This is a genomic window from Peribacillus alkalitolerans (genome assembly GCF_010882125.1).
GTDB lineage: Bacteria > Bacillota > Bacilli > Bacillales > DSM-1321 > Bacillus_BN > Bacillus_BN alkalitolerans.
Genome location: NZ_JAAGVZ010000068.1, coordinates 1 through 1,163, shown reverse-complemented (window position 1 = coordinate 1,163; position 1,163 = coordinate 1). Strand labels below are relative to the sequence as shown.

At 36.8% G+C, this 1,163-nt stretch carries 2 protein-coding genes; one reads left to right on the top strand and one right to left on the bottom strand.

Annotation, left to right across the window (positions count from 1 at the left end; translation table 11 throughout):
- Nucleotides 1-78 precede the first annotated feature (78 nt).
- The gene (locus tag G3O09_RS21985) at nt 79-612 is read right to left on the bottom strand and encodes an NfeD family protein (RefSeq protein ID WP_163103568.1); all 534 of its coding nucleotides are present in this window, start codon (nt 610-612) and stop codon (nt 79-81) included.
- Between the two features lie 231 nt (nt 613-843).
- Here G3O09_RS21985 and G3O09_RS21980 point away from each other — a divergent pair.
- A partial coding sequence (locus G3O09_RS21980) for a DNA alkylation repair protein (RefSeq protein ID WP_205439705.1) occupies nt 844-1,163 on the top strand: 320 nt, incomplete at its 3' end.

The following is a 1,163-nucleotide window of genomic DNA, read 5'->3' as shown; positions in this document are numbered from 1 at the left end:
AATAAGAGCAACAACTAAGAATACAGCAACCCCGATAACGATAAACAACGGTGAAAAACTCATAATAACCCCTCCAGTTTAATGAATATATGTTTGTTCCACTTGCTCATAACGCATGACAGATACGACACCTTTTTGGATGTCGATGATCAACACCTTTTCTCCTTGAGAGATCGGTTTGTTATCCATGCTTATTGCGGATTTAGAGATCCTTCCGCTGATTCCCTCGATTAAGATCTCGCCAAAACCATCTATCGGAACCGAAGTTAATACGGTGCCCACTCTTCCTTTAAGATCTTCATCTCGATAAGCTAAAGATTCTTCTGAAGACCGGATCGGCATCAAGACGAAAACGTTTAATAGAGTCACGAGCAACAACGAAAGTAAACCACTGAAAACCATGATGAACCAGCTGTTAATTTCAGTCATGATTTCTAACAAATACCCCGAAGCCGTCCCAATTGTAAAAAAGGATAAGATAAGCGCTGGATGCAAGAAGTCCAATGCTGCATCAAGCATGTCACCAAATAGGATGTACACGAATGTAATGCACCCGAAAACAATAAAGCTTCCTAAATAGATCGTAGACAACGGATATCCGAATAATTCCATGGTCTTCTCTCCTATCTTCATAAACTTTTTATGGCAAAGCTATAAATAATCACGCCCTTTTGTCGAATTTGATATAACCTTAACAAAGTGAAACAAAAAAGATTGTAAAATTTTGTCGACAATAATTAATTTCCAATATTGGTTTTATATAGATAATTACGAGTACGAAAGAAAAAAGTTTCAGTTAGTTAACAATATTTTGTATAATTTTGTTAAAAGGAGTGGGATTCCATGTATGAAGAGAAATTGTGGCATTTTTTAAACAGACAGGCTAATCAAGATGATGCGGAGCCAATGAAAAAGTATATGCGCGATCAGTTCGAATTTTTCGGAATTCGTTCTCCAATTTTGAAACAAAGTATGAAGGAATTTTTAAAGGAGTATGGATTACCTTCTAAAGAAGAACTCCCGTCATTTATTAAAGAAGCATGGTCTCGACCGGAACGGGAAATGCAGTATGCGACGTTTACCATTGTTGAAAAGTTAAAGAAGCAGATGACAAAAGAGGATATTGAATGGATCGAGTATACCATCGTGAATAGAAGTTGGTG

Coding starts and splice junctions, on each gene's coding strand:
- G3O09_RS21985 (WP_163103568.1), bottom strand. CDS start 612: ATGGAATTATTCGGATATCCGTTGTCTACGATCTATTTAGGAAGCTTT.